Source organism: Pedobacter aquatilis, from assembly GCF_032678425.1.
Taxonomy (GTDB): Bacteria; Bacteroidota; Bacteroidia; order Sphingobacteriales; family Sphingobacteriaceae; genus Pedobacter; species Pedobacter aquatilis_B.
In genome coordinates this window covers 160,731-186,816 of the sequence record NZ_JAVTSG010000007.1, presented here as the reverse complement: position 1 = coordinate 186,816, position 26,086 = coordinate 160,731, and the positions used below count along the sequence as shown (strand labels likewise).

Genomic DNA, 26,086 nt, shown 5'->3' with positions numbered 1-26,086 from the left:
TTCTGAACGCAGTGAAGAATCTCCAAGCGATACTTCACAATCGCCAATTACCTTATTTCCCACAAAACTTTGATAGAGCTTCTGTTGGTACTAATCGGTTTAAGATTCTTCGTACCTCAGAATGACAGCAATGTCAATGCTTCGGTTAAAAGAGATTGCTTCGTCGTTTCTCCTCGCAATGACGACCGTACTATATTTTATCCAAAACTAAAACCCAATCGTTGCCATTTGCGGGTTCTCCTGGTGGATTAAATTCTTTAGTTCCTTTATTCTCAAACTTTCCTATTACTGTAGTTTTGCCTGTTTTTGGGTCGAACCATGATGCAGAAACTTCATCACCATCAATTTTACCCATTTGTACGCTAAATGTTCTGCCTGTGTAAATATAAAACATGGCATATTCCTCTCCTCTTGTTGCTAAAACCATGTCGTACTTTTCACCATTTGTGCCTGCAATTAATGTTTGGTCTGGTACACGGTCGAAATATGAACGGGAAAGCATTAACTCTTTCAGGAATTTCATTTGTTGTGCACCTGGCGAATTAATGGCTTCAATCCATTGTTCTTTCGGGCCATAAGCTGGCTTTAAATCGGTTTTTTTATACATCTGCATAACAGAATTATGTCCGTACGTATAACCAAAAGCACCAGCAAAAACCGACCAATAACCGTATCTTCTTACATCTGCATCAGTCCATCTAGGTTGTGTAGTATCATGTAAACCTTGCGGAATACCTTCATATGAAGGTTCGCCATCAATGGTTGGTTTTGTTGGTTTCAGTTTATAATCAGATTCAATGTATTTCCAATTATCCTCTCCATAATGCAATTTTTCTTTAGCAGAAGTATCCTGATCATAACGGCGATGGCCAGATTGAATCATGTCGAAATTGTTCCAATTTGAATTGTGAAACCAGGCTGAAGATGCTGTTCTACCTCTTGGATGAAAGGTAATTAAGTGATTTGGGTCATTCGCTCTTAAAGATTCGCCGATTGAATTCCAAACTTTCAAGCCATCACTACCTTTGATATCGCCACCATTTAACCAAATGATGTTCCACTTCTCTTTATATCTATCAGCTAAGAACTTAGCATAAATTTTTGCCTGCGCTTCGTTAACCTTTTTCTCTTTTACATTTGTGCCCCAAACCGGAACCAACGCCATATAAAGACCTTTTTCTGCTGCCTTATCAATCACGTAATCAATATGATCCCAATAATCATAAGCAGTAGAATCTTTGAAATCATTTTTATCAGTAACTATGGGTTTAGAAACATCTTTGTTAACTAAAGCAGAATCACCATAAATATTTTTAGCAGCAACATCATGCAAAACCATTACCTGAATCACATTAAAACCTTTTTGCTTTCTATCCTCGAGATATGTATTTGTCTCGTCTCTATTCAAACGACTAAATAATAGCCAACCTGTATCGCCCAACCAAAAAAATGGCTTTCCATCGCCTGTGCTAAAAAATCTTCCATTCTCAGAAACCAATAAGCTTTTATCGCCAAAATGTGGCTTTTCTTTGCAACCAAAAGCAATGAGACTGAGAAAAAATAAGAAGTACAGTTTAGATTTTAGCATCATATTTATATTTTATTAATGAAGATGAGTTCATCTCCAGTTCCAACTTTATTAATTTTCGAAATGGCCTTACCATTTATTTTTTCTTCCTTAATAACGATTCCTGTTTTTGGATTGAATATTTTAACACTGAATTTCCCACTGGTTTTAGTTAAATCTAAATTGATGGCTTCAGCCGATAAATTATAAAAGAGATAGGCTTTACCCGCGTTTTCCAAACCATATTGCTTATTATTTTTTCCTGCCGGAAGAAATGGTTTCATTGATGAAATTGCATCAAGCGTAGCTTTATTAATATTTTGAACGTTTGTGAGTGAGCCACCAGCCATTAAAACCGCCCAGCCAAATGCATCAAAACTATCCCCAGAATAAATTACTGCCTTATCAGGAAATTTGGCTTTGTATTCCGAAACCGCGTGATAAACTTCTTCGAACGATGTTTTCTTGGGTTTTAGCAAACGAGCATGTTGACGAGGTGCTAAATTTTGTCCACCTTGTGGAGCATAGGCCGTTCCATCTGCCTGATAATGCCAATATCTGATGTCAATTAAATCAACCACTTTGGCACGTTTCGCATCTAATAAAATTGCATCCTGAACATCCTTTGTTACACCTAAACCAATAATCGGATGTTTGCCCGTTTCTTTTTCCCACTCTTCAATAGTATCAATCCAGAATTGAACGAAGTGCAACGGACCTGTAAATTCTGCACCAATTAATTGAATTACGCCAGTATTACCATCAAAATTTTCTAAGCATTTTCTGATGTAGGCTCTATGTATTGCTTTGCGATGTTCATTACTGATATCATAAAACTGCTCGGCCATAAAAATACGCTTATCGCCAGCATATGGAACAGGTTCAGGAAAACCAGTGTGATTAATATTATTTGCCGTACGCCAAGGAAAATCGGCATAATGTGCTCCAGCCTCGATAATATTGTGCTGAAAATAATTTTCGTGTATTAAAACCAAACCTTTTTGGTCGGCTAGGTTTGCAAAGGTTTTTAGCCTATCCCAATACCAAAGGTTATATTTTGAAATATCGTATTTACTTAAACCGTCCCAAGCTTTATCTTGTCCGCTACGAGCAAAGGGCAATTCGTAAAAAGGCGCCCAGACTTCACCGTCCATACGACGAATGCGCTCGTGGTCGTCTCTTCTTCTATCGTACCAAAGGCCGTAATTGTGGTCTAATATTTTTACCGAGCCATTTTTCATGGAATCAGTAATTTCATCCAAATCATCCGTTAAACCATTTCCGGCCCTGCCTGGAACAAAACGTGTAATGTGAAATCTTGGATTTTTTAACCCATGCGGACGAGCACTGCCATTCCACCAGGGTACATCACGACGATTGCCCAAAACAAGTTCGTTACCACGCACCAACCAACCGTTTTTAATGGTCATTCCATCAGCAAGCTTAGGTTCAGTAACTTTATCCAAACCTATCTTATCAATGCTTTTTACACCTTTCGTTTCGGTTGAGATTTTATTTCGCTCAGCAGCCGCATCAATATATTCTGAAACGGTTAAAGCTGGTTTAACAGCTAGTTTGGTTAACTTTTGAGCAACTTCTACAGGCGGACTGCTTGATGCTTCAGTTTCAACTGGAAGTAGAAATGTTCTTGCATCAATATTATTGCCCAATCTATCTTTAAGTTGAGCATAATATAAACTTCGAGGCTGAATTTGCTCATTAGACATATCCCAATAGCCATTTCCAGAGAATTGCGCCCAGGTTCCAAAAGCCCAATTTTGAGCCGTTGGCGGTTGCGGATTATCAACCCTTGCCGCACTACATTGCCAAAAAACACTGTTTGCGGCGCTCCAACCTGCACCTTGGCCATCCTGACCCCGATTTAAATAACTCAAAGCTTGTCCATCGATGTTAACAATATCAAATAGAACACCTGATGCCCAACTATCAATTGTACCACTAAAACTGAATGGCAAATAAGATTGACACTGTACAAAAACATTTGGTCCTGGCGCACAAAAACCTACTGCAAAATCGTGGTAGCCATATTCGGAATATAACCTTTGAAAAAGTGTTTGCTGGCCAGTTGTATAAAAAGTATTTCGACGTTCGCCTCCGATTTCAGAAATTGGTGCAAGCGACTTACAATCTTCAATCGTTATGCGTTTAGCAGTTTCTAAAACATTTACAGCTGAGCCTGCAAAATGTTCAAAAACCACCTGACGAACCCAGGCATCTTCTGCATTTTCTAAGTTAATGGCCGTCCATCGGTGGTATTCATCTTTAATATTTTCTTTGTGGTAATCGGATTCAAGTTTTAGATTTTCAACGCCAGATTGAGCTATTCTTCCTTCCCATTTATATTTTGAAACGGTTGCCCCTCCAAATTTTGCATCTAATGCGGTTGTAATTGGGGCATCAATTGTAATTTCAGAACCGTTAATCGCTATAATTTCCCTATCGAAATGAATATCTCTTGTTCCAGGTTTCCAACCTAAAGCACTTTCGCCGCCACCAAACTCAGCTGTTTTCAAGGTTTCTATCCATTCTTTTGTAGATGGACGATGGATGAATATTTTATCGCCAACTTTAAAACCTGACGCATTTGACAAACTAAGCTTAGTTGAGTTTACCGGAACATAATTATCACTAACCGAAACAGGCTTTTCTTCAATTTTATTGTTCTTGCCTAAAATTCTGATAACTCCAATCCTATCTAAACCTGTTGCAAAAATTTTAGTACCATTTTCAGCCATTCCGCTACCACGAAGCACTACACCAGAAGCTGAAATTTTTAACGTCCCCGCTACTTCATATGTGCCTTTTTCTAACAAAACTGCACCGCGTAAACCATCTTTGCCAACAGGTAATTTCGAGACATAATTAATTGCAGATTGAATACGTAAAGTGGCGTCTCCTTTTGATACAGGCACTATAACTTTAACTGCTGCATCTGGAATCGGTTTTTCACCAGCCATATATCCTGCAAAAGAAAAATCGGGAATGCGGTTTCCACTTTCATCCGATGTGTAAGCCAATTTACCATCCTTGCCTTTAAAAATTGGTTTAGGCGGCTCAATAGTTTTTGGTTTTTGGGCGAAAGAAAAGTTCGCAACAAAAAACATTAATATCAAAATTGATAATATTTTAAGCTGTTTAACTTTTGATATATGGTTAGTGTTTGGCATTTTTATTTTGTTATACTTTCCGTCATTGCGAGGCACGAAGCAATCTTAATGATTTAGATTGCTTCGTGCCTCGCAATGACGAGATGGACAAGCATGGTACTTTCAGCTTTTCACTTTCGACTCTGAACTTTTCCCTTTTTTACTTTTTACTTAAAACGTAAAACTTACTACTTAAAACGTAAAACTCTAACCCCCCCTACGGCCTAACTTTATTCACATCCACTAAACTATTCAAATAAACTTCGATATTCGAATAGCCCGATTTTGTAATTTTGATTGCATCTTTAGCATCCTTTGGGTTTAAACCATTTTTCAATTCGTACGCATCAGGTATACCATCATTATCCGAATCCAAATAAGGTTTTCCTTTATATTCCGGGTAACCGCCAACCTGGCTAATATCCGAAATAATTCCCTGCTTGTATGAATCAGCAGGTAATCTGCGCTTTACATAACTTTGTTTTTCCGTTAGATGTGCGCCTTCAAAAACCTCAATTTTACCTGTTGCTACTTGCTTAATTATACGCTTGTCTACCGCATCACGTACTGGTAAACTTGCTCCAGCATTGGCCAAAACATAATCATAAGCTTTTTTAGTATCAATGATGGAAATCTTCGCCATTGGCAATGGTTTATCTGTACGAATGGAATCCAATAACTTCTGCTTATCACGTTTGCTTTCTGGTTGGATACCACCATCCCAATTATTTTTAGTTACCTTTTCATTACCTTCTATGATGTTTCCCGTCACGTAAGCACGACCAAAATCATTTACAAAACGTTTATCTCGGCCAGATTCTGGTTTTAAAATGCGATAAGAAATTGGCTCTCCGACAGGCGTAATTGGCCCAGGTTTGTAGTAATTATTGATAAAGCTATAAAATGAAGCGTTATCGCCACCATCGGCGCTTCTGTTCCACCAGTTAAAAATTACGTTATTGGCAAAACCAAAATCGCCATACATACCAACTGATGGGTTTCTACTAATGTTAGATGCCCAAAGGTTACGCATAAAAGTTGAGTTTAAGCCACCGATAGTACTTCCAAAAGCATGATTATAAGTATCTAAAGCCTCTGAGAAAATAGAGTTTTGGATAGTCACATTTACCGTTGCTAATTTCTCAGGTTTTGAGCCATCTTTTTTATCATACACATGGCGATAAATAGACATATTCTCATCTAAACCCCAACTTGCCGATACGTGGTCTATGATAATATTACCTACCGGATTACCTCCTATGGCATCGTCTCTACGGGTTACATCAGTTTCTCCACGACGGAAACGCATGTAACGAATCACGACATCATGAGTATCAATCAACACAGATTCGCCAGCTATGCAAACACCATCGCCCGGCGCACTTTGTCCGGCAATGGTAATATATGGTGCTTTAATACTTAGTGGCGATTTTAAACGGATGATTCCGGAAACGTTAAAAACAACGATCCTGGCGCCACCTTGCTCACAAGCTTCACGCAAAGTTCCTTTTCCAGAATCTTCCAGACTTGTAACCACATAAACTTTGCCACCCCTGCCGCCGAAAGAATAAGCGCCACCACCTTCTGCACCTGGAAATGCAACCAGTTTAGACTGCGGTAAATCGCTTGGTTTGTTCGCCCAAGGAATATATGGCTTACCTGCTTTCGCCTCCTCGTCCATAATCACTTTAGCTTTCAGAAATTGTTGATTAGCCCTTTTGGAATAAATCGACATTATTGAATCTGATTTTTTCTCCATTGCCTCGGGAATGACAGGATATTGAGCCAAAGCAACATTTCCAACTGCACAGAGTGCAAGTACCCCAAAAATAGTATTCCAAGTACGCATATTAATTAGGTTTTACAGTTGAAACATTAACCACGCTATTTAAATAATTTTCGATGTTCGAATAACCATTTTTAGTGATTTTAGCTGCGTCAGATGCATCTTTCGGATTCAATCCGTTTTTTAATTCGTAAGCATCTGGCATACCATCATCATCAGAATCTTTGTAAGACGTTCCTTTATATTCCGGATATCCACCAACTTGAGAAATCTCTGTAATAATACCTTGCTTATATGAATCCCCAGGTAATCTGCGGTGCTCAAATTGAAATGCTGATGGTTTTGCATCAGGATGCACTTCGATAATTCCAGTTTTAACCTGTTTAATTACTCTTGTATCAACCGGATCTCTTTTTGGCAAAGTTGCACCAACATTGGTTAATACAAATTCTTTAGCCTGCAAAGTTGGGATGATGGATATTTTTGGCATCGGGAAAGGTTTTTTAGCCCTCATTGCCGCAAAATATGGAGATGCTTGTTCAAAACTCATCAAACCACCTTTTTTATCTTCTATCTGAACACCACCATTCCAGTTATCTTTGGTTACTTTATCATTTCCTTCAATAATATTTCCCTCAACATGCGCTCTTCCAAAAACTACATAAGGCAATTTACTGCGACCAGATTCAGGTTTTAAAATGCGATAAGAAATCGGGTCCTTTAGTTCAGTAACAGGACCTGGTTTATAATAATTATTGATGATGTTGTATTGTGCAGTATAATCACCACCATCAGTAGAACGGTTATTCCAGTTGAAAACAACATTATTTGCAAAGTTGAAAATGCCATTCCAGCCAATTGAAGGATTTCTGGCACCATTATCTGCCCAGAGGTTTCGTACAAAGGCACAGTTTTCGCCACCCAGGGTTGAGCCGAACGCGTGGTTCCAATAATCTAAGGCCTCAGAAAAAATAGAATTTTGTATGGTAATGTTTACCGTCCCTAATTTTTCTTCTGTTTTACCTGTGCTATCGTTATACATATGGCGGTACATCGACATATTTTCATCTAAACCCCAGCTTGCCGAAACGTGGTCAATCATGATATTTCCTACCGGATTACCACCAATCGCATCATCACGACGACCTACAAAAGTTTCACCCCTTCTAAAACGCATGTAGCGCACCACCACATCATGTGTATTTAACCAAACCGATTCGCCTGCAACGCAAACACCATCACCAGGAGCAGTTTGCCCTGCAATTGTAATATACGGCGCACGAATAATTAAAGGGGTTTTTAACCTGATAATACCGGCAACGTTGAACACAACAATTCTGGCTCCACCCTGCTCGCAAGCATCACGCAAAGAACCTGAACCACTATCGTTCAGATTTTTAACCACGATAACTCTGCCGCCGCGGCCGCCAAAGCTGTAAGCGCCGCCACCTTCTGCTCCAGGAAATGCTAATAATTCTGATTGAGGTAAATCAGTTGGTCTTCCAGCCCAAGGAATGTAAGGTTTGCCTTGCTTGGCTTCTGCTGCCATAATCGGCTTAGCTTTTTCCCAGGCAATATCCGAATGGCGGGTAGCTGCTTTCATCAAAGAATCTGATGTTTTTTGAACATCTGCAGGAATTTTTGGGTACTGTGCAAAAGCTGAACCAGCTGAGAGAATTAATGCTGATGAAAATAGCAGATTGAATAAGTTCTTTTTCATTTGTGTTTTGCTCGTAAAAGGAAGACTAAGTTTAGCCGGAAAAAATTTATCTCTGAAAAGTTCCAGATTAAATTTGGGAATCGTGGCTCATCCTGTAGTTCTTCGTGGTTATAAGTTTTGGTTAGAAAGTATATTATCTTTCAAATTTGCAATCAAAAAACAGCCTTTTACTGTATAATTTTCGCTAGCTATTGTACAATGTTACCAATTGACCCAATAAGCTGCAACAAATTATATTCATCATCAAAGCCGTGTTACAAGGTAAATAAAAAATTCATATATAAATGTAACATTCTTAAATAAAAAAGGAGAGCACTCGCTGCTCCCCTTTTTCAAACCAAATATATATAAAAGAGGCGGTGCTAAACCCGCCAAACAGCAAGCAATTTAATTTTGCATTTTAATACTAACGTTGATGTAAGGTCTTTTCTGCAAGTCTGTAGTAACCTGATTTATTAACATCATTCCATATTTACCCTCTGGTGTAAGGAAAAATACTGCACTACTTGCTGCCAAACCATTTGCAGCTGTAGTTCCGACAGTGTTATTTAGATTTATCGTTCTGGCTTTTGCTAATGTTTCAATGGTTGAGCCTGAAATAGCGCCAGTTAAAAATACTGTTCCCTGACTGGTGATTGGCGCACTAAACTTCGTAGCTCTTTTTTGCCAGGTACTAGTATCATAAATTGGAAATACACTTGCGGGTGCCGTTGTGTTGTACAAGTTGATTGCATATTGAGTTACACCTTGTGCATCTTTATACATTGTACGGTAAATACCAAAATCTATTTTGGCAGCGTTTGTTGCACCATTAGTATAACTAAAACTTGTAGCATCATTTAATGAGAAGAATGATGGCAAAACCTTCGCAGTAGAATCTGGTAAAAAGATATCCCTGTTGGCAAAAATTTTAAAGCTTGGATTTACATCAATCGTTACTTTTTTGTATCCATCACCGATGTAAATTCCCTTTTGATTTAAAGCATATACTCTAAAACTTTGCTTACCATCTCTTAATGCAGGGTATAAACTATTTGGAATTTTGTAGATAAAAGAAAAACTTCTGCGTTGTGCCGGATCTGCAATTGCAGTTGTAATTCTGGATGGGGTTGTTGTACCAGCTGATGTTTCTATAACGTAAGAATACATATCTTCTACAGCAGAATTAATTGTAAAATCAATCCATACTTCATCTTTATCATTTACCACTTTGTAATCAGTAACGCAACGCGGATCGCTGTTGTTAAAAGTTACAGTTACATCCTTAAACATGGTAAATATATTTTCAGATTCCTTTTTGCAAGAGGCAAATAACATTACGCTTAGTGCAAGAAGGAATAACTTTTGAATATTTTTAGTTTTCATTTGAATAACATTTTAAAGGTAATGAAGCCAGCATGAGCAGTTAATTAGCACACTCACGCAGGTTTCATATTTAATTTTATTAATCTGATAAGCTCAGTTTATAATCTGCAAGTTTTTAATCAAGCGGATCAAAAGTACCACCCGGCCAACCAACAGTTGTTGTGATGTTGGCACCAAAATTCACAAAATCGTTATGGAACGTGTAGAAATAATGAAACTCAGGTATAGCGTAGGCTCCAAAATTTGGTGTTGTTGTTACATTTCTGAAATACCTTTGATAAGTTGTTTTATCATTTACATTTATGGTTTCTCTAAACATTACACCATTTGTTACGGCTTCTAATAATGCCTTATCTGCTGTATTTGCTAATGAAACTTCTAATTTAGACATGTTACCAGTTAACAAATGGAAAGTACGTGTTCTTCTTAAATCAGCATTTCGTTTGTTCTCAAATGCAAATTCAACTTGTCTTTCGGCTAAAAGTAAAGTGCGGAAATCAGAAGTACTGTTTGCTAAGCCCAAACCATAATCTGCATTACCAGCAACCACACCACCTCTTACTCTAATTTGTCTAACTAAGTCCTTCGCGAATGCAATATTTCCGGTTTCATTTAAACAATCAGCGTAGTTTAACATTACTTCTGAGAATCTTAACTCAATCCAATCCATGCCACTACCACCAATACCGTTAGAGTAACTTACACCACCAACTGCTAAGCCTGGAGTTGTAAAACGTTTCACATATACAGCATTACCGTTAGATTCGTTAATCGCATTATTGTATGTCCATTGTTTTCTGGTTGTGTTACCACTTAAAGGATAAACACTACCGTTTGTTGCGAAAGTTGCTTCAAACCTTGGATCTCTATTTTGCCAAAACATAACCGGATCGTAAGGAAAATCTGTAGATGTTCCTCTAGGTTTTCCATCTCTCATGGGATAAGATTCTAACATTTTCACCGTTGGAGTATACATTTGATTGTATCCACCACCTTCTGAAGTTGGTCTGTTTCTAGACTCGCCTTGATGACCCCTGTTTGGAATTGTATTTGAATAGGTTCTTACTAAAATCGCCTCAGTATTAGCAGTGCCTTCAGTACGGAAAATATCAATATAATTAGGCATTAATCGTTTACCGGCAGCAATACATAAATCATAAGCTTCTTTATTGGCTGCTAAAGCCTCTGTCCATCTAGCCGCAACATATGGATGTTTCGGATCGTTAGTTGGATTAAACTGTGGGCTTGCCCAGTAAAGTAAAACCTTAGCTTTTAAACATGCAGCAATAAGTTTAGTCATTTTGCCTCTTCCATCTCCGTCTGCCGGGTTAAAACCTTCTAACATGGTCATAGCATTATTTAAATCGCTGATAATAGCAGCAACACATTCTCTTGCGCTTTTTCTACCTCCTGTGTACACGCTATTGGCAAGTTGTTGCTCTAAAATTAATGGCACACCACCATAAATTTTAACCAATTCAAAGTAAGCCATCGCTCTTAAAGCATAATACTGACCTAAATACTCACGTTGTCTGGCTTGAGGCATACCACCGTTCGGAATATTGGTAATCGCATCATTACATCTGGCTATATCCCAATATTTATTATCACCAGGATTACCCCCGTATCGATTACCTACAATGCCGCGAACATCGTTTACGCCTAACATACCTTCCATGCCAAGTGCCGCTCTTGCATTTGCATCTCCATTAGGATAATAATTTTCATCACTTGCAAGGTGTACACCAATTCTATCTGGCAATACTTGCAATGGAAACCAAGGAATTGTTACATCATACACCCTATTTAGGTGTAGTTGTACCGAACCTTCATTATTCCAAATGGCTATATCAATACCTTCGGTATCTGGTAAAAGAAAAAATTCATCCTTATTTACGCAGGCAGGCAATGCTGCTGCGATGGCTAAAACCAATAAAGATTTTGTTATGTTGTTTTTTAATTGCTTAATCATTGCTCAAAAATTATAAGTTAAGACTTAAACCTAAAGATATTGTTCTTAGGATAGGATAATCCCATGCACTTGAAGTGTATGGATCTTTGTAAGGAAGTGGGTTTACGATTGTCCACAGGTTGTTACCTGTAAGTAAAACGCGTGCACCACTAAAACCTATCTTTTTAGTAAATCCTGCCGGAGCTTTGTAACTTAAAGTCATCGTGTTTATACGAATAGTTGTTCCATCAACTGCCCAGAAATCAGAGTTTCTAGCTAAAGATGGGTCATCAAAACGAGGATACTTTCCTTGCATCGGATTTTCCGGTGTCCAGCGATCTTGCCAGATTGTTAAAACGTTTCTATTTTCTGCCGGAGCTGTTCTCGATCTTCCATCATAGAAAACTTTACCACCAAACCTTGCATTAATGTTAGTGCTTAAGGCGAAGCTCTTATAAGTTAAGTTTAAATTGATACCACCACCAAAGAATGCGTTCGTATTTTTAAACATAGGTAGCATATCACTATCAGAGATTACACCATCACCATTGGTATCTTCATAGTATAACCAACCTGCTTGTGGAATGCGATCATAAACTCTGTAATTTGGATTTTTAGCCATGAAAGCATCAACTTCAGATTGTGTTCTGAACATACCTATTGTTTTTAAGCCAATGTTGCTTGAGTTATATACACGAGGATCTGTCCCGAAATCTATAAGCCAATCGGTAGCTACATTGTTAAATAAATTTCCGGGGGCATAAAGTATTTTATCAACAACTGAATTACCATACGAGAAGTTAATACTTGCATTTAAATTCCAGTCGGTTGCTAATTTTGCTTTGTAACCGATGCTAAACTCAGAACCCCAATTGTAAGTTTCTCTATAATTAATAATAGGTGCTGCTGTTCCAAAATATTGTGGATATAAGTTATTACCACCTAAATCAAACGCATCGTAATTGTAATTTCTGAAAACCTCAACACTAAAATCTAACTTATTGTTAAACATCGAAGTTTCTAAACCTATATTTAAGGTTTGTTTCTTTTCCCAGGTAATATCTGGATTAGCTAAACGAGAACGGTTTAAGCTGTTTTGTGTAGAGTTTCCATAAAGATATCCGTTTGTCACATCAATCAGGAATCTATCTTGCCATAAACGAGTTCCAATTCTGTCATCACCGGTAATACCCCAGTTGGCTTTTAATTTTAAGAAATTAACAAAACCTAAAAATTTGGAATCTTTAAAGAATTTTTCCTGACTTACAACCCATCCTAAGCCTACGTTAGGAGAAACACCCCAACGGTTTCCGGTAGCAAATTGAGATGAAGCATCTAAACGGGTAATTACCTCTAATAAGTATTTTTTATCATAATCATAACTTAAACGCCCAAAGCCAGAACGTTTTGAAGTTGTTGATCTCGAAAAATCCTGACGAGCTAAGGTTGATGCATCAAATGCCCAATATTGATCTATGCCCGGTATTAATTGATTTGTATAACGAACCGTTGAAGCCTGTGAATTACCTTCACTTTGCTCGCCACCAACCAATAAGTTCATGGTATGTTTTCCAAACGTTCTGCCATATTGTAAAGTCAAGAAACCTTGATAGCTATTATTTTCTGAAACGCCTGGTGAAATTGTAGCAGCACTTGCACTTGTTGGCTCTACAAAGAATGATGTTGGAGAGGTATTCACTAACTGATCACTAAACAATAAGCTGTTGTTTCCAATTCTAGCATAATTAAACAATCTATAAGGCGGAACATATTGTGTGCTCTTTGCAGAACCACTTGCCTGAGATATTTGTAATCTTGCTGAAAAACCTTTTAAGAATGTTGGCTCGTAATTTAAACTTGCATTAATTCTATATCCTTTATTGCTACGATTATTGTAATAACCAGAAGCTGCTTGTGCAGCCGGATTTAAATTATTATTATTAACACCCAGATAATTAACATAGTTACCATTAATACTAATAGGCACCCATCTTGGTGTAGTTAAAAGCTTTTCAATAAAGTTAGCATCATTTTCTTGTGCGTTATGTTGCTGTACTCTTGTTCCATAATCTACGTTAAAATTGATATCAGCTTTTAAACCATCTACCAATGTTGCCACTACACCACTTCTAAAGCTGTATTTATCAAATTTCATCCCTGCATAGTTTGCGTTTTCACTTTGATAACTTCCACCAGCGAAAAAAGTAATTTTATCACTACCACCAGAAATACCTACGTTATGACGTTGGGTTGTTGCAGGCTGCCAAAGCTCATCGTACCAGCTTTTATAATTCAACGTTTTTATATATTCTAAATCCTCTGGAGAGAAATATGCTGAAGCACTTGCGTTTTGAATGCGATAGGTTTCATTAAGTAATTTTGCGTGGTCATATCCGGATAACATTTCTGGAGTTTTTGCAGCATCAGAAATACCCACATAACCGTTGTAAGTAATGCTTGGTCTGCCAATTTTACCTTTTTTAGTTGTAATCAAAACAACACCTTTTGCACCCGATGCACCATAAATAGCAGCTGAAGCATCCTTTAAGAAAGTCATGTTTTCAACCATCGAAGCATCAAGGTTGTCAAAAGCATCTCTGGTTACTGTTATACCATCTACAATATAAAGCGGTTCAGAAGTTCCACCAGCATCCGTTCCCACTAAAGTAGGCGACACACTTGCGTTTCGGATGTTTAACGTAATCGGAGCACCTGGGCGACCTGAAACTTGTGAAACGCCAACACCAGCGATTCTATTTCTTAACGCACCTGCTAAATTTGGTGCCGGAACATCTTGAATTTCTGCACCTGTAATGGTAGCAACAGAACCTAAAATTTCTGACCGTTTCTTTGTTCCGTAACCAACGACAACAACATCATCTAAATTTTTATCATCTTCTACAAAGCTGATACTTAATGTTGTTTTACCGGCTAATGGAACCGTTTGCCTAATGTAGCCAATGTACGAAAACACCAGTGCATCAGTACTTGGATCTGCAACTAAAGAGAATTCACCTCTATCATTTGTGCTCACATTATTGGTTTTGCCACGGATACCAACGGTTACTCCTGGTACCGGCTGTCCGTCCTTTTTATCTACAACTTTACCTGTAATTTGGCGCTGTTGTGCAAAAAGAACTGTACTTACAAGCATTGCAACCAGTAAGGACCATGAAAATTTTTGTAAAAATTTCAATTTCATATTTATTATTTGGTTAGTTTTTAATCTATTCGGTTAGTTTGTTTTCTCAGCAGCTGCTTTTCTTCTTTTCTCCCACTCCACACCTTCTTTTTTTAAGTCGTAGCCTGCGGCTGATAAATAGTTATTAATTCTGCCTTTATATTTTCCAAACCAGGCATGTTTTTTATCTGATGATTCTGCATCTATAGCATACTCTCTAGCCTCGGTTAACCAGATAAGGATTTGCTTCTTTTGTTCTTCTGTTAGGGTTAAGATTTGTTCCTGGTATGCTTTATATGTAATCGGTAAGACATTGTAAGTCATTCCGTTTTTAACTTTTTCTACCTGACTATCATTTAAATTAGAAGCCAGTTTGCCAATATATTTTTTATGAAGTTTTGCTAATGACGATTCAGTAGCACGGTTCTGCTTCGCAATTGCAGAATCTCTTTCTACCTTATTATCAGCATTCTTATCTTTAATTTCTTTCAGTTTAGCATCACGAACGATATAAATATCATTCAAATTGCTATACTGGTCTCTAATGGTATTTCTAACCGCCTCAGCCTTTTTAGCATCAGCGATTTCAAGCGCCGCTACAATTTTATCTGCCCTTTCAGTAATCGCTTTTACATACTTTGCTTGCTCCTCTACCGATAACTTATTTTGTGCATTTGCATTTATTGAAATAAATGCAACAAAAAGCGCAGCTATAATTCTCAATTTCATATTCTCTTAATTTCTGTTTTTAATCATTTTTTCATCGCCATAAAATTGAACGAGTTTTGGGTCGATATTTCTGAAGTTACCGATGCCATTTCTTTGCGAATTTATGAGGCTATTTTTTTTGTTTGAATTGTAGGCATGAGCAGACCAAACCAACCACCCGTATTTATTAATTTCGGCAGTAGATTTTTGCTCTATTTCGAGTTGTGCAGCCCAGCAATTTTGATTAGCTGAAAGCCGTAAATTATCACTGCAAACCAGTAAAATTTCGCTCAATTTTGCGTGCTTCATAATTCATTGATGAACAAAATATTTATATAAAAATAATTTGTCGGTTTATATTTTGGTTGTAGCCTGAGTGGCTATATACAAAACTCAACAATCAAAATAGTTAATTTATGGTAGTTTTTATCAAATTTATATAGGATGTTATCCTAAAAGAGCCTATCTTTAGCCAAGATACGTTTGTGTTTCACAAAAATCGAAGCCCTATTTTGACCAAATATTTTTTAATGAAATCATGAAACCTCATTTTCATAAAGTCCCGGTAACGCTCCAAAGTTCGTTTAGTATTCGGCATGATAATAACCCAAATTTTGGTAACATTTGGCACTACCATCCCGAGCTGGAATTGCACTATATTATCAAGGGCGAAGGGCTTCGTTTCGTTGGCGATAACATTAGTAATTTTGAGCCTGGAGAAATGGTTTTAATAGGCGAAAATTTGCCTCATACCTGGCGTTGTAAAGATGAATATTTTCAGAATAATCCAGCACTTAAGACCGAAGCGATGGTTATCCATTTTTTGCCCGATTGTTTAGGCAAATACCTAATTAATTTACCTGAGGCTTATTTAATTCCTAAGTTATTTGAAAAGGCTAAAAGTGGAATGGTTATCAATGGCGAGGCCAAGGAAAAACTTATAGAATTAATGACTCAAGCTGTTAATGCCACTAACATCGATAGAATCATCATTTTATTATCTATTTTAAAGACTTTAGCCGAAACAGATGAATTTGAAAACATCGTAACCAGCAAAAGCACTTTTTATCAATCCAACGAATCTGAAACACTTCGTATTAATAAAATATACACTTATACCCTGAGTAATTACAAGAAAGACATCACCTTAGAAGAAGTTGCATCGCTCAGTAACCTAAGTGTAACTTCCTTTTGTCGTTACTTTAAATTAATGACCAAGAAAACTTATTATGATTTTCTAATTGAGATACGAGTAAGCCACGCCTGCAGATTCCTGATTGAAAATAAATTACCAACTGAAATGATTTGTTTCGACTGCGGCTTTAATAATGTATCTAACTTTTACAGACACTTTAAAAAAGTTACGGGAATGACGCCTTTGGATTACAAAAGGAAGTATTTGAATTAGTATTATGGGTTTTACGTCATTGCAAGGCACGAAGCAATGACGAGCTGTTAACCTCAAAGCAATATTTAATTGAGTTAAATAAACACCTGAATATTCAAATCGCTTCTTAGCGCCGTATAATCATCAAATAATTGCTCTACTTTTTTAACAACATTCGGAGTGAAGTTGCCTACATCTCTTCGGGTAAAAGTCGAGATATCTAATCCTCTCTTTTGCAGGAAATATTTCGAAACAATAGGATAAACATTGTGCATCACATCCATATTATCTATTAAAAACTGCTGCACAATGCTTACTTCTTGTGCTAAATCAGCATTATAATAATGGTCGCAAAGCCATACAATTAATTCAGGAAAATAATTGCCCTGTATGCAAGATAAACCAGCGGAACCTGCCTTTAAAGATTCGACAGCATGAACGATATAAGCATCGTACAAACCAAAATTAAAATCTTTTGTAAGGTTAATTTTATCCTTTATCTGAGCCAAATCTAAGCACGTATCCTTATGATAAATTAACCGACCCGTAGAGACAAAATCGGCCAATTGATTAGGCTTTATTACTCTTTTGTATGGAACCGGGCATTCATAAAATCCAATTGGAATGTTATCTGTCTGTTTCAATAACTGGAATACATTATTATCAAAAACTTTATCGTCTTGATTTTCATCAGCTAGCAAACTCGTAATGGCAATTACGGCTTCCACCCCTGTATCGTGTACACGTTTCACAAAATTTGCCTGTTTTGAAATTGCACCGCCAAAAGTACCAGTAGCAACAACAGGTACAGCACCATTTACTACTTTTATGATATGTTTGATCGCATCAATTTTTTCCTTATCAGTTAATTCGAACATTTCGCTTGATAAACAATTGGCGAATAAACCTGAAGAACCAGCCTGTAAATAAATTTCAGTAAGTTGTGTTAATGCCGGATAATCGATATTTCCATTGCTTAAAAAAGGCGTGAGCATAACCGGGATGAACCCTTTTTGTGAGTTTTCCATTATTTTTGATATGGTAAGATTTTAATGAAATAATGCTTGACATAAGATTTAAAACCTTAGTTAGCCTGTTTTTTTGTTTTTTAATTTAGTTAGCACAATACCAATTAGAAATATTGATAAGGTGCCCACTACAATAATCATATTTTGATGTAAAGGATACCTGAAAGTTTCTAAATTAGTTGGGAGAAATGAAGAAAAAGTCATCCATATAATTACGAGTATGCCAATAATTATGGCAATAATTGCTTCGTGATTTTTAGTTTGCTTACTTACTATTCCGAGTAAAAATAAACCCAGCATCCCTGCCGCAAAAATGCCCGATAGTTGCCACCAAACATCCAAAATACTTTTTACACCAATCATGGCGATACCTGTTATCATCCCTAATAAACCAAAACCAACGGTTGCAATGTGTAAAAGCGATAAGTTTTGCTTTTCCGTGATATCTGGCTTAATGTATCGCTTGTAGATATCGACTGAAAATACCGTAGCAGAAGCATTCATACCCGAGCTAATGGTACTCATAGCTGCAGATAATATTGCAGAGACAATTAAGCCAACTAAACCTACCGGGATTTTAGTAACCATAAAATGAGGCATAATTTTATCGCCATAATCAGCAGGCTTTAGCGTGTTTTCCAAGGCCAGGATTTCCATTGTTGATGATCCAACAGGCAATCTTTCAATAGCAACCTGGTGCTTGATGGATTGTACCAATTCAGGGTTAACATCGTAATACGCATACAAGCAAGATCCTATAATAAAAAACAGAAGCGAAGCTGGAATGTAAAGCCAAACGCAAAGCCAAATTGATTTGGAAGCAGCCTTACTTGATGATGCTGTATGGTAACGCTGAACATAGTTTTGGTCCATTCCAAAATTATTCAAGTTGATAAAAAAACCATAGAGCAGCACAACCCAAAATGAAGAATTCACAAAATCTGGAGTGAAGCTCCCTAAGCTAAATTTATCATCAGTTGTCCCTATCTCAATCACTTTTGAAATGCCTCCCGGCATGTTCGTGATTATTAAATAAAGGATAAGCAAAGCACCCAACGTTTTCACAACAGCTTGCACAACTTCTGTCCAGATAACAGCCTCAATCCCACCTAAAACCGTATAAATAATGATTGATATTCCCATAACGATCATTATCATTTGCATAGAATAACCTGTTAAGGCTTGCAGGCTCAATGCTATCCCAAAAAATATGGAACCCATTCTAGCCATTTGCGTTAGCAAAAAACAAACAACTGCGTAAACCCTCGCCCAAGCGCCAAAACGATGCTCCAAATGGGTATATGCAGATATTTCGCCTGTACTACGGTAAAATGGAACAAAATATTTTGAGGCAATCCACGCGGCCAATGGCATAGAAATACTGAAAACAAATGCATTCCAATTTCCACCAAATGCTTTTCCCGGCACACCTAAAAATGTGTTACTGCTTAAAAATGTTGCATAAATTGATAAACCTATTGCCCATCCGGGAATGAGGCCCGAAGCTTTTGTAAACTGTTCGGAATTTTTATTTTTTCTCGAGAAATAAACTCCAACTAATATCATTCCAACAAGATATATGAAGATGATTGCAAGATCGAATACAGGTAAACCCTTCATTATCGGTTGGCTCGTTTATTAATTTGGTTAAAACAAATATGCACGACTAGAAATCAAGATTCATATAAGATTTTCGCCATGTATTGTATAATATTATCTTAATCGGTTATCTGTTATGAGTTGCGAGTTGCCTGTCATGGCTCGTAATTAAAATTGCGATAATCTGTTGCCTGTTTTCTGGTGCGAGTTGTTGGTTGCGGCTTTAAATTAACAGTCGGCTAACAGGCAACTGACAACAGGTAACCAACAACAGTTGACAGACTTCCTATTGCACATCCAATGCATCAATGGCTAAATCTTTTGAATCTATAGCGATAATTCTCAATTTATAATTCCCGGCATTAATCATGCTTCCGGTATTGGAATTGAAATAATTCCATTTACCGGATTTTGTAGGCGCAAATTCTGCCGTTTCTGTTTTCATAATTGTACCATCGGCTGATAAAAACTCCAGTTTTGCTTTCAAATTTTTCTCCAAAGGATTGTGATATTTAATGGTGAGCGAATAAGTGTCAGCAACACCAACCCAAATACTCCATTCCAGGCTATCGCCAGCCTGAGATTTAAAAATCACCCTTTGCTTACTCATTAAATCTTCTTTAACAATACCAGTACCAATTAATTTGGCATCAGTGGCTTTGTAACTGGTTGTAGTTTTCAAATCGTAAGCAGGCTCTAGCTCACTCGGCGGAATAACCACAACAGAATACATTAAAGCACCATTCGGGTTTAAACCTAAATCAACTACATCATCTCTGCCGAATCGTTTGCGATAAACTTTGAAACTCGCCTCTACATTATTTTCAGCAACAGTTTTTGTGTCTTCGAAATCCTTAAGCCAATCAAATTTATCTTTAATAGCCGCATCGATAAGTACAAAAACATCGGCAGTTTCATTTAAGCTGAAGCTAATTTTTTCTTTCTTTTTGTTGGAAGTTTTTATCCATTCTGCTCCATAAAAATTCGATGGCAATGAAGCAAATTCAATTGATTCATCTAGGTATTGCTTATCGCCAACATCCATCCAATCGGCAGTAAAAATATTTTCAGCAGCCTTTACTATTGATTTTGTTTGCGGCGCAGGCTTCACATTTTTATTTAAACTCGCTATCGCGATGGCAGAAATTACAGCTTGCCCGGATTTTACCTGGGGAAATGAAATATCCAAAACACCACCTTTTACTGTAAATTTTAATGATTTTTTTAAGGCAGCATCATGTCCTGCTTCTTTCCAGATATCTAAATTGCTCAGAACTGTTTGATTATTAAAAGCCACATCAAACAAGCGCATACCAGTCGCATCCATACCGCCACCTGTATTTAACCAGGGTTCTACAAAATAAAGTTCTACTAAATATTCTCCATCCGGAAGTGGAAAATGATATTTGAGTTTATCTCTTCCATATCTAAAAGTTTGAAATAGTGGCCAATCCTTTGTGCCTTTTATGGGGTCGAATGTTCTCCGTTGACTGGCAAAAAAAGATGGAATTCCTTTGAAATCCTTTGTCCAAGAAGTTGAGCCAAAATTTTTATTATCAGTTAAATTTCTATCCGCAAACCATTTAAAACCTTTTGAATCAATATAATCAGGACCACCGCAATTTAAGCGGTATACATAATTGTAATCTGCTTTAGCTAAATTAACTTCGGTTTGTATGTTGTAGGCGCTTTCGAAATTCGGCGCTTTGGGCAAATTATTTAATACAATATAATCTTTCGAAACAGGCTTTCCATTTACATAACCAACTGCATAAAGCACATTATATTTGATATTGGGTTTATTCCATTGAAAATGTGTTCCAATGCCATTTCGTTTTTGTTTACCTAGCGATTCTTTATCGAAATCATTAAAAAGTTCAACTTCATCGCAATTGGAATAAACCACAATACTATCTTTTATTCCAGGATTATTCCATCTATTCGGCCAGGTATGTGATGCAATATAAACCAGCGGTTCGGTTTCTTTTGGTGCATAATTCGCTCTGAACATATAAAAAACATCTGTCGGCTCTTCCCAAGGAGTAAACATACCTTTGTAATTTACCGGACCAATTCTATCGATATCCCTTAATCCTTCTCCACCTTGTACCCTACCCGGGTTATCGTGCGAGCTATATAGCCAAAAGAAATGCCCGGCAGTTTTATCTTTTACAGATTCTGCTAACCTGACTTTTGTTTCCATCAAATCCGTCATCGCATTTTCCGTATAACCTTTTTCGCCAGCAGCAAGTTTATGCAAATCGATGGTTCGCCATGCGCCGTACTCGCCTACCAAAACCTGTTTCCGTAAATCATCGCCATAGGTTTGTGGATTACCACCATAAGTTCCGGTCCAGTTCTGAGGCACATCCCAATCCGTTCCCTTACCGCCGTTGCAAGTTGTAACCTTTCTTTGCGATGATGCTGTTGGGTCAAGTTTCCTAATCAGTTCAGTGCACTCTCTGGCAAAATCTTCGGGTAAGGTACTTTCATTTTCCAAACCCCAAAGCACTACCGATGGACTATTTCTGCGCTCTTTAACCCAATCAACTAACAGCGTTTTGAAGTTCTTTCTAAATTCGGGCGTATCATACCAAATATGTGCTGCCATTTGCGTCCAGGAAAGGATGCCCATTTTATCCCAATGGATTTGATATTCGAGATTATGCGGTTGGTGGGCATCACGAAAAGCATTAAATCCGGCAGCTTTTATTTGCCTAACTCTTGATTTTATCTGCTCACTACTAAAAGCATGACTTTGCCCAATTAAATGTTCATACTCTGCAATTCCATTTATAAAAACAGGTCTTCCATTTAAAATGAATTGCTTTTGATTTGCATTTTCGCCAATTGGCCAACTAATCCAACGAATTCCATAAGGTGTATCAAACGTATCAATAATTTTTCCCTTAGATAAAATGGTGGTTTTTAAAGTATAGAGATAAGGATTTTCTAAAGACCAAAGTTTAGGGTTTGCAATTTCCTCCGTTTTTTGTTTTACATTGACCTCTTTACCCGAAGCTACAATAAGTTTACTTTTTTGTTCATCAATTACTTTCTTATCTGCATCAATAAGCTGATTTAGAACGGTGACTTCTTTTGTTGATGAGCTGTAATTCTTAATTGTACTTTGGATATTTAAAATTGCTGATTTTTCAGAAACTTTATCATCATTCCAAACATGAACGCCGAAAGGTTCAATACGAACATCACTTGTAACGATTAAATGCACCGGACGAAAAATACCCATCGGCTGAGAACCTTCAGAAAAACCACGTTCGGTTGAGCAACCACCGTCAACCCAGGGTAAATCCTGAATATTAGCCGGATGATCTGCCCTAACCGCTAAAATATTTGCTTGATTATTTAGCTTTATTGTTGAAGTAACATCTAGCGTAAAAGTTGTTCTTCCACCTGCATGATAGCCAACTTTTTTGCCATTTAACCAAATTGTGGCGTAAGATCCAACGCCCTCAAAATATAGAAAAAATCGTTTACCTGTTAGTTTTTCATTGGTTTTGAATGATTTACGATACCATGCATAACCATGCTTATTGCCATGAAGCTTTCGCCTATAGCCCTCGTACTGATCCCAATTATGGGGAACATTAACCTTTATCCAGTTTGAGGCTTTATATCCCGCCAGGTGAAAACCATTAAATGCATTTATGTTTTTTTCATCAGCTATGCTTAACCAGTTCTCGTTTAAATTTATATTTTTTCTAATGCCTTGAGTGTGTGCTTTCGATATTAAAAACAGAAAAAAAACTATCAGTAAGGCTTTTTTATTCATCATTTCTTTATTGAAGTTTCAAATCTCTATTCAAGCTGTAGCTTTCTCCAGCTTTCGTTTTAAATTCAATCGATTTATCGTTATATTTAATTCTACAGTTCTCTCCGGTTTTTGATTTCACAATTAAAGACGAAAGTCCACCTTTAGTCCACCTCAAGTCCACCTCAAATCCACCTCTGGTGCACAGTCCAAGTATTTCACCTTCCGGTATATCGCTTGGCAAAGCTGGCAAAACATCCAAATATCCCTGGTGACTTTGCAAAATCATTTCTGCAATTCCTGCTGCGCCACCAAAGTTTCCATCAATTTGAAATGGCGGATGCGCATCGAAAAGATTTACATAAGAACCCGCACCATTATTTGCAGGTTTGATAAGCATCTTAATCAATTTCATTGCATGGTCCCCATCTTTAAATCTTGCCCAAAAGTTAATTTTCCAGGCTAAACTCCAACCCGTTGCATCATCACCTCGATACAATAAAGATTGCTTAGCCGCATTCATCATTTTGACATCTGCATCCCAGGTTATGTCATTTCCAGGGTAAACGCCCCACAAATGTGAAACATGGCGATGTTTGTTCGTGGTATCATCTTTATCTTCTAACCATTCCTGCAACTGACCATATTTTCCAATTTGGTTTGGTGCAATTATTTTCACTTTTTCTTCTAGAGATTTCCTGAACACATCATCAGCGCCCAATACTTTTGACGCTTCAATACAATTTTTAAATAAAGTTCTGATAATTTGATGATCCATAGTTGGACCTGCAACCAAGCCACCATTTTCAGGAGAATTTGAAGGGGTAGAAATTAACCAGCCCGTTCTAGCATCCTTAACCAAAAAATCTTCAAAAAATTCAGCTGATTTTTTCATTAAGGGATAAGCTTGTGTTTTTAAAAACGCGGTGTCCTTTGAAAATTGATAATGCGCCCACAGATGCGTACTTAACCACGCTGCTCCCGTAACCCAAATACCATGATTGGACGCATTTATAGGCGCTGTACCGTTCCAGATATCAGTATTATGATGTAAAACCCAACCGCGTGCATTATAATAATCTTTTGCAGTTTGGCTTCCCGTTATAGCTAATCCTTCTATTTTTTTAAATAAAGGCTCATTTAACGCAGATAAATTCAAAGTTTCGGTAGGCCAATAATTCATTTCTAAATTAATATTAGTGGTATATTTACTTCCCCAGGGCGGACTTAATAAATCGTTCCAAATACCCTGTAAATTTGCAGGCTGTGTTCCTGGTCTGGAACTCGAAATCAATAAATATCTACCATATTGCATATAAAGTGCAGCAAAAGCAGGGTCATTAGCAGTTGCAAATTTTTCCAGTCTTTCATCAGTTGGCAAATTCTCATTTTCTGACTGACCAAAATTCACACTGAATGTGTTGTAGTAGGATTGATATTCTTTGATGTGTGCTTGTTTAATTGAATCATATCCTTTTCCCGCCAAGCCAAGCTGAGAAGCCAAATTTTTCAATTTTGGATTACCAGAAACATCACTTGCACTTACAAAATTTGTAGCAGCAGTAAGATAAAATGTTACTTCATCAGCCTTAGCTATATCAATTTTATTATCTAAAATTTTAACAGAACCTTTTTTAACCTCCACTCTTAAATGGCTTTCACCTTTAAGCGCTCCATCCTTAACCTGAACTTTCATCGAAATGGTGTGCCCATCCAACTTCGAAATTTCAGTTTTTAAATGAGGACTGGAAAGTGCCGCAGATAAACTTATCGCACCCGCCTTGTTTGATTTTAAATGTATAACAAGCGCATTATCCGGCTGACTGGCAAAATATTCGCGTTCAAAATCGATTCCGTTTAGGGTATAATTGGTTTTAACTATGGCTGTTTTTAAATCCAAGGAGCGTTTGTATTTTGTGATTTGTGAATTTCCATGTTTGAAATTCAATTTTAAATCGCCGAAAGGCTGATAACTGGCCTGATATTGAGCAACCGCTGGCGGCTCTTGGTTCTGGATTTTGTATTTCCACTCCTTAACTAGCGATATCCCTTGCTCAACTGAACTGCCCTTTGGATAAATACCAATTTTTTTGCTTGTGTCTTTATATCCGGCAATGCCGCCTTTATCGTAATAATTTAAAACCTGGATGGCAATTATGTTTTTGCCAACTTTAATAACTGATGCAGGAACGGTGTATTTTCGAGGTTCAAGATTATCAGTATTTCCGATCAGCTTTCCATTTAGGTAAGTAAAATCCTGATCGCGGATTCTGTTCAAATCCAAAATCAAATCTTTCCCCTTCCAATCGGCAGGAACATCAAACGAAGTTCTGAACCAAACTGCACCATCTAAATTGGCTAAACCAACCGCTTCCCAACCTTCGTAAGATGGCACTTTGATGCTCTTCCAATTTTTATCATCGTAACTAGCTAGTTGTGGATTTCCTTCAATTCCTTTCCCCGATTTAATTTCTTTAACCCAAGCTTCGCGATTACCAGGTTCACTTTGTAAACCCATAAATTGTGCCTGCGCTAATTCCTCGGCTTCTTTTTGTTTACCTTCTGCAAGCAACTTTCTAATTTGCGGTAAATAGGCTGATGCCCCTTTCCTATTATAATTACGAGGTTTACCACTCCAAAGCGTTTCTTCGTTAAACTGGATTTGGTCGGAGTTTACACCGCCGTAAACCATTGCGCCTAATTTCCCGTTTCCGATTGGTAATGCACCCGTCCATTTTGAAGCCGGTTTTGTGTACCATAAAGATTGATTTTGCGCTTGGCTTTTGATAGAAATAATACAAAACAACCATACAAAAAGCACTACAATTTTTTTAGAATTCATATTTAAGTTCAAA

The 26,086-nt window shown here is 37.3% G+C and carries 14 protein-coding genes; 1 reads left to right on the top strand and 13 read right to left on the bottom strand.

The features are described from left to right. Positions 1 to 190 precede the first annotated feature (190 nt). From R2Q16_RS19040 to R2Q16_RS19000, 9 genes are all read right to left on the bottom strand, one after another. Positions 191 to 1,591, bottom strand: coding sequence for a glycoside hydrolase family 140 protein (locus R2Q16_RS19040; RefSeq protein WP_316739482.1), 1,401 nt, complete (start codon positions 1,589 to 1,591; stop codon positions 191 to 193). Between the two features lie 2 nt (positions 1,592 to 1,593). Continuing rightward, positions 1,594 to 4,755 (bottom strand): DUF6298 domain-containing protein, encoded by a 3,162-nt coding sequence (locus tag R2Q16_RS19035; RefSeq protein WP_316739481.1) that lies wholly within the window; start codon positions 4,753 to 4,755, stop codon positions 1,594 to 1,596. 196 nt (positions 4,756 to 4,951) lie between these two features. Beyond that, positions 4,952 to 6,583, bottom strand: a complete 1,632-nt coding sequence (locus R2Q16_RS19030; RefSeq protein WP_316739480.1) for a polysaccharide lyase — start codon at positions 6,581 to 6,583, stop codon at positions 4,952 to 4,954. A gap of 1 nt (position 6,584) precedes the next feature. Then, positions 6,585 to 8,240, bottom strand: a complete 1,656-nt coding sequence (locus R2Q16_RS19025) for a polysaccharide lyase (protein ID WP_316739479.1) — start codon at positions 8,238 to 8,240, stop codon at positions 6,585 to 6,587. A 387-nt stretch (positions 8,241 to 8,627) separates the two neighbouring features. After that, complete coding sequence (locus R2Q16_RS19020; protein WP_316739478.1) at positions 8,628 to 9,605, bottom strand: hypothetical protein; 978 nt, start codon at positions 9,603 to 9,605, stop codon at positions 8,628 to 8,630. Between the two features lie 115 nt (positions 9,606 to 9,720). Then, the gene (locus R2Q16_RS19015) at positions 9,721 to 11,577 is read right to left on the bottom strand and encodes a RagB/SusD family nutrient uptake outer membrane protein (protein ID WP_316739477.1); all 1,857 of its coding nucleotides are present in this window, start codon (positions 11,575 to 11,577) and stop codon (positions 9,721 to 9,723) included. Between the two features lie 10 nt (positions 11,578 to 11,587). After that, positions 11,588 to 14,758: a TonB-dependent receptor gene (locus R2Q16_RS19010; RefSeq protein WP_316739476.1), complete on the bottom strand. Its 3,171-nt coding sequence runs from the start codon at positions 14,756 to 14,758 to the stop codon at positions 11,588 to 11,590. 33 nt (positions 14,759 to 14,791) lie between these two features. Then, on the bottom strand, positions 14,792 to 15,466 hold the full coding sequence (locus tag R2Q16_RS19005; protein WP_316739475.1) for a DUF3826 domain-containing protein: 675 nt from the start codon (positions 15,464 to 15,466) through the stop codon (positions 14,792 to 14,794). A 6-nt stretch (positions 15,467 to 15,472) separates the two neighbouring features. Then, a complete protein-coding gene (locus R2Q16_RS19000) occupies positions 15,473 to 15,754 on the bottom strand; it encodes a hypothetical protein (RefSeq protein WP_316739473.1) in 282 nt (93 codons plus the stop codon). A 229-nt stretch (positions 15,755 to 15,983) separates the two neighbouring features. On the opposite strand from R2Q16_RS19000, the gene R2Q16_RS18995 reads away from it, so the two are divergent. After that, positions 15,984 to 16,853 (top strand): AraC family transcriptional regulator, encoded by an 870-nt coding sequence (locus R2Q16_RS18995; protein ID WP_316739471.1) that lies wholly within the window; start codon positions 15,984 to 15,986, stop codon positions 16,851 to 16,853. A 74-nt stretch (positions 16,854 to 16,927) separates the two neighbouring features. Here the strand turns inward: R2Q16_RS18995 and R2Q16_RS18990 are convergent, their stop codons facing one another. The 4 genes from R2Q16_RS18990 to R2Q16_RS18975 all read right to left on the bottom strand — a co-directional run bounded on the left by R2Q16_RS18990 (position 16,928) and on the right by R2Q16_RS18975 (position 26,073). After that, positions 16,928 to 17,860, bottom strand: a complete 933-nt coding sequence (locus tag R2Q16_RS18990; RefSeq protein WP_316739469.1) for a dihydrodipicolinate synthase family protein — start codon at positions 17,858 to 17,860, stop codon at positions 16,928 to 16,930. Between the two features lie 60 nt (positions 17,861 to 17,920). Continuing rightward, positions 17,921 to 19,426: a sodium:solute symporter gene (locus tag R2Q16_RS18985; RefSeq protein ID WP_316739468.1), complete on the bottom strand. Its 1,506-nt coding sequence runs from the start codon at positions 19,424 to 19,426 to the stop codon at positions 17,921 to 17,923. A gap of 319 nt (positions 19,427 to 19,745) precedes the next feature. Continuing rightward, positions 19,746 to 23,255, bottom strand: coding sequence for a malectin domain-containing carbohydrate-binding protein (locus R2Q16_RS18980; protein WP_316739466.1), 3,510 nt, complete (start codon positions 23,253 to 23,255; stop codon positions 19,746 to 19,748). Positions 23,256 to 23,259: 4 nt separating this feature from the next. After that, positions 23,260 to 26,073: a glycosyl hydrolase family 95 catalytic domain-containing protein gene (locus R2Q16_RS18975; protein WP_316739464.1), complete on the bottom strand. Its 2,814-nt coding sequence runs from the start codon at positions 26,071 to 26,073 to the stop codon at positions 23,260 to 23,262. Positions 26,074 to 26,086: the final 13 nt, after the last annotated feature.